This is a genomic window from Rhodococcus sp. PSi06 (assembly GCF_054960675.1).
This window is the reverse complement of the sequence record NZ_JBHNYO010000028.1, coordinates 1-4,994: the sequence shown is the minus strand read 5'-3', so window position 1 is coordinate 4,994 and position 4,994 is coordinate 1. Positions and strand designations below refer to the sequence as shown.

The 4,994-nt window shown below is 65.0% G+C and carries 6 protein-coding genes; 3 read left to right on the top strand and 3 right to left on the bottom strand.

The window, feature by feature from the left end; translation table 11 throughout:
- On the top strand, positions 1–557 hold a 557-nt coding region (locus ACFI9K_RS24870; protein ID WP_462665980.1), incomplete at its 5' end, for a winged helix-turn-helix domain-containing protein.
- Positions 558–653: 96 nt separating this feature from the next.
- Here ACFI9K_RS24870 and ACFI9K_RS24865 read toward each other — a convergent pair.
- From ACFI9K_RS24865 to ACFI9K_RS24855, 3 genes are all read right to left on the bottom strand, one after another.
- Positions 654–1,886 (bottom strand): phosphodiester glycosidase family protein, encoded by a 1,233-nt coding sequence (locus ACFI9K_RS24865; RefSeq protein ID WP_462665979.1) that lies wholly within the window; start codon positions 1,884–1,886, stop codon positions 654–656.
- Between the two features lie 157 nt (positions 1,887–2,043).
- On the bottom strand, positions 2,044–2,472 hold the full coding sequence (locus tag ACFI9K_RS24860; RefSeq protein WP_462665978.1) for a hypothetical protein: 429 nt from the start codon (positions 2,470–2,472) through the stop codon (positions 2,044–2,046).
- Positions 2,473–2,601: 129 nt separating this feature from the next.
- Positions 2,602–2,838, bottom strand: a complete 237-nt coding sequence (locus tag ACFI9K_RS24855; RefSeq protein WP_032371172.1) for a hypothetical protein — start codon at positions 2,836–2,838, stop codon at positions 2,602–2,604.
- 169 nt (positions 2,839–3,007) lie between these two features.
- Here ACFI9K_RS24855 and ACFI9K_RS24850 point away from each other — a divergent pair, with 169 nt between their 5' ends.
- Positions 3,008–4,411 (top strand): sensor histidine kinase, encoded by a 1,404-nt coding sequence (locus ACFI9K_RS24850; protein WP_462665977.1) that lies wholly within the window; start codon positions 3,008–3,010, stop codon positions 4,409–4,411.
- 214 nt (positions 4,412–4,625) lie between these two features.
- The coding region (locus ACFI9K_RS24845; protein ID WP_462665976.1) for an ABC transporter permease at positions 4,626–4,994 on the top strand (369 nt) is incomplete at its 3' end.

Sequence of the window (4,994 nt, the reverse complement as noted above, 5' to 3'; positions counted from 1 at the left end):
CCGGCGAGTTCGACGTTCTCGTTCTCGACATCATGCTGCCGGGCAGACACGGGTACGACATCGTGCGAGATCTCCGCGCTCAGGGCGTGTGGACGCCGATTCTGATGCTCTCGGCCAAGGACGGTGAATACGATCTGGCCGACGCTTTCGATCTCGGCGCGGACGACTATCTGGTCAAACCGTTTTCCTTCGTGGTCCTAGTTGCGCGCTTACGCGCTCTGGTCAGACGGGGCGCTCCCGAACGCCCCGCCGTGCTTGTTGCCGGCGATCTCGAGTTGGATCCCGCGCGTCACCGTGTCACCCGGGGCGGTACGGAACTGGCGCTGACCCCGCGTGAATACAGCGTGCTCGAGTTCCTGATGCGGCGCAGCGGCGTCGTGGTCACAAAATCCGAGATCGTCCGGTCGGTGTGGGACGTCAACTACGACGGGGACGAGAACATCGTCGAGGTCTACATCGGGTATCTCCGGAAGAAGGTCGATCAGCCCTTCGGGCGCAAGAGCATCGAGACGATCCGCGGGGTCGGGTATCGCCTGGCCGCCGGGGCGACCGACTGAGCACCTCGCCCTGCGGCACGTGCGTGGAACCTATCGTCACGTGCGACACCTACCGTCCCTCAACAGCTTTCGACGTAGGGCAGCCGATGGTGGGCGTCACTTCGCGCCCGAGATGCTCGCGGCGGTGAATGTCGCCGGCTCCGCCCCGGTGGTGTCTGCTGCGGCCCACTGCTGAGTGGGCGTCGGTGTCGCGAGCGTGAGATAGAAGAAATCGCGTTGATCCGCTGCCAGGTATCGGTCGGGACGGTTCTGGACGGTCGGCACAATCGCTGTGGGCGTTAGGGTTCCAGTGGGGTCCACTGCCCACGAGTTGAATTCGGTCAGGCCACCGTGAATGTCGAGTTCCATCCCGGTCACCGCTCCCGCGTCCACCAGAGCCTGAGCCAGCGTGGGGAGGTCGACCTTCGACGCAGCGATGTAGACGAGGTCGCCGTTCGCGGTGGTCCCCAGTGCCGAGCGTTCGGTGTACTGCAGCTGATTCTTCGCGCTACCCCACCTGCTGTCGTCGTTCGAGTGCAACCCTGCCGCGATCGAGCCGTGGTCGACGATCAACGGCAAATTCTGCCGCACGGACACGATGTGTGGGTCCACGACTGCGCCGCCCGTCCAGTCGAGGACGCTCAGATGGCCCGTATCGTCCACCTCTGCCGAGGCTTCGCCGTTCTTCAAGGCCTTCAGTGCCACGCCGTTCGAGAAATACCCGCCGGCAAGATCGTTCATCTTCCATCCGGAATTGAATGCAGCCACCAGATTCGGCACCTCGGCGGCGGGGACCGATGCGGCGGTGTTGTCGTCGGCGCGGGGTTGGCTCGTACCGTCGACGAGGTGCGCGATCGTGGCGGTACCGGAGACGATCGCCACCCCGGCCACGGCGCTGCGGTGGGCCGGGTCGGGCTGAAAGTGCGAAATGTAGGCAACAGGAGCTCCATCTGCTCCCACGCGCCCAGGTGTCCATGTCGGAGTCGGCGATCCGGCAACTGTCGGCAGGACGGGAAGGGCGGCCAAAGACGTCACTGTACCGCCGGGAATGGCTGCAACCGAGACGAATTGAGAAGGATCGGGTGAGGTGTCCGGCGGCGGGCTCGCGTACCGCCAGTTCTCGTACGCGTCCAATGCAGGGCCGCCGCCGTGGTCGCGGATCCACGACGAGGTCTTGTCGTTCCAGCTCGCATATCCCGGGGTCGCGAGTGCTCGCACATAGGACACCGAGGCAAGGGTGAACACGATCAGCGCGGCCACCGAGACCAGCTTCCAGATCGACACTTCGCGGGGTGAAATCTGTCGATCGGAGCTGTGCTCGGGAGGCGTCGGAAGGGTCGGTGCGAGCATGGGGTAGCTCCTGCCAGAAAGGATCCGAGGACCACTCGATCATGCGCGGACGACACTGAAGAAACGCTGAAACCTACTTGTGTGCAGCAGGGTTGAGATTCAGAGAGGGCAGCGCCCGTCGCTTGGAGCAGACGGGCGCTGCGGTGACGCGGTGGATCTACTGCCCCGGGGCGTCGGCGATATCACCGGGCTCGGGTAGGTCCACCGAACCGGGTGCGTCGGGGGTGTCTCCTGCTTCCGGCGCGTCGACTGCGTCCGGTGTATCTCCTGCTTCGGGAACGTCCACTGCGCCCGGTGCGTCCGGGGTGTCACCTGCCTCGGGAATGTCCACTGCGTCCGGTGCGTCCGGGGTGTCACCTGCTTCGGGAATGTCCACTGCGCCCGGTGCGTCCGGGGTGTCACCTGCTTCGGGTACATCGACCGCACCGGGTGCACCCGGTGTGTCGCCCGCTTCGGGAGTGTCGACGACGCTGTCGTGCGAGGCCGCGGAGTGTCCGAGGGTGTGGGCTGCGGCGATGCCGCCGCCGATGGATGCTCCGGCCAGCACGACGGCGGAGACCGCAACGATCTTGTTCTTGACGTTCACGAGGGTTCCTTCGGTTGTCGGATGCACGTGCCACTTGCGTGCGCTACAGCCCCGACTGTGCGCGGCTGGTCCTGAAGAATCCCTGTGGAGAGCTGAGAGAGTTCGGCGCAGCGGCCCGAACGTCGGCCCTTACACCCCTGGGAATCGGTTCCGCAGGGAATCGAGCTGGCGATGGAGGTCGTAGAGAATCCGGCGTTGTGTGCGCGCATCGTCGGCATACCAACGGCGCGAGGAGGTTCGGCCGACCTCCCAAGCCGTCCGCGACATGTGCTCGGCGCGTTCGATCCGCGCCGAAATAAGATCGATCTCGGCCTGCAACATGGTGACGAACGCGCGCGCCTGCTCGTCGTCGGCGTTGCCGGTCACCGACCGACCGCAGCCGCAGTGACCGCCAGGTCAGCTTCGGTCATCTGCAGCGGCACACGCGGATCCTCGCCGCGGGGGTGGTCATGGTCGTGGATTCTGACAGAGCGTTCCTGAAGCGATGCTGAAGACGGCAACGACCTTCAGGCCGCCGGGTAGCAGACTCAGAGGCATGAGTGCCTTCGTCGATGTTCTGCGGCCACGATCGTGGACGGTGCGCGTGCGATCCGCCGTGGCCTCCACACTGGTGCTGGCCGTGTGCCTGATCGCGGCCGGTGGTGCATTGTTGGGTGTCCTGTACAGCTCCCTCGAGTCCTCTGCTCGCACCGCCGCCACCGCCCGAGCTGTCCAGGTCAGCGAACAACTGGAAACCGATCTACCGGGACAGATCGACGAGTCGCTGCTGGCCACGGACGGACAGATCGGAATCCTCCAGGTCATCGACGCGGCCGGGGCGGTGCAGGCATCCTCGATTGCAGACGGCGGCCCGCCGCTGTCCACGGTCGAGATTGCGCCCACGGCCACACAGGACCTCGGGCGCATCGAACGGGACGAGACCGGCGACTTCTGGGTCATGGGTGTCGGTGCTGCGACGGCCGACGGGCCGGTGACAGTGCTGGTCGGTGCCGACCGCGAGCCGGTGGAAAAGGTGGTCACCACCGTCGCGATCCTGCTCGCGATCGTCGGTCCTGTGGTGGTCGCGCTCGTCGCCTTGGCGACCTATCGACTCGTCGGGGCAGCGCTGAGCCCCGTCGAGCGGATCCGCACCCGCGTGGCCTCGATCTCGAACAGTGATCTGGGAGAACGCATCCCGGTCCCAGAGACCCGGGACGAGATCGCGCGCCTGGCGGTGACCATGAACGAGATGTTGGCACGATTGAACGCCGGGCAACGAGCGCAGCAACGATTCGTCAGCGACGCCTCACACGAACTTCGAAGTCCGCTGTCGACGATCACCGCCGCTCTCGAACTCGCAGCGGCCAGGCCCGAGCTCATCGATGCGTCCCTGATCGATGAATCGTTGCTGCCCGAAGCGCGTCGAATGCGCCGGCTGATCGAAGATCTTCTACTGCTCGCACGCTCGGACGAGATGCAGACTCCGCACGGCACGGTCGATGTCGATCTCGACGACGTGTTGTACGAAGAAGGCAAACGGATCGAAGCCGTGACAGACCTCGATGTCGGGACGTCGATCGTCCCCGTTCGAGTGACCGGTGACCAACCGGCATTGGCGAGAATGGTGCGCAACGTCGTCGACAACGCTGTCTGGCACGCACGGACCCGGGTGGAACTGACCTGCACCGAGTCGGCAGGATCTGCAGTGATCACTATCGACGACGACGGGCCAGGGATCTCCGAGACCGAACGTGAGCGGGTGTTCGACCGGTTCGTACGACTCGACGCCTCCCGCACCCGCGACGAGGGCGGTACCGGGTTGGGATTGGCGATCGTGGCCGGCACCGTCGCGGCACACGGTGGTTCGGTGACCGTCGGTCGATCGACCCTCGGTGGAGCACGCTTCCAGATCGCCATCCCGATGACCTCGCCCGACGCTTCCGACCATTTACATCCCTGATCGACAACACAGGCCGCGTGCGGTCTCGAACGACGTGATGGAGCACACGCACACTGCCGAAGACCGTGTTGAACTGGGCGGGGCCAGATCACCCCTGTGGTTGACGGTCACGTGAACGCCACCATGACCGTCCTCCGCTGAAAGATCGCCGAGACACGATCGCTGAGACAGATCGACGAGACACACGGGCTGGGTCACGCCACATACTTGACCGGTGAGTTCTTCCTTGGCCGAGCCTGGTCTGCCGCTCGTGGTTCTCTGCTGCGTGATGGTGACGCTCGCTGCGATCATCTATCGGGTCTCCTCGATCGGGCGAATGATCACCGCTCCCGCTGCTGCTCTGCGCGGGTTCGTTCAATTGGCCACGATTTCGCTGATTCTCGCTGCGGCGCTCGAGCATCTGTGGTCGTCGTTGCTGGTGCTGCTCATGATGTTCGGGGCCGCGGCGTTCACGTCGATTCGGCGTTCGGAGTCGGGGAGGTCCGGTATCTGGCTCATCGTTCCCCTGGCGGTGGGTGTCGGGATCGTGGTCCCGTTGTGCTTGCTCACCGGTGTCGTTCCGGCGCAGGGCATCTCGATTGTG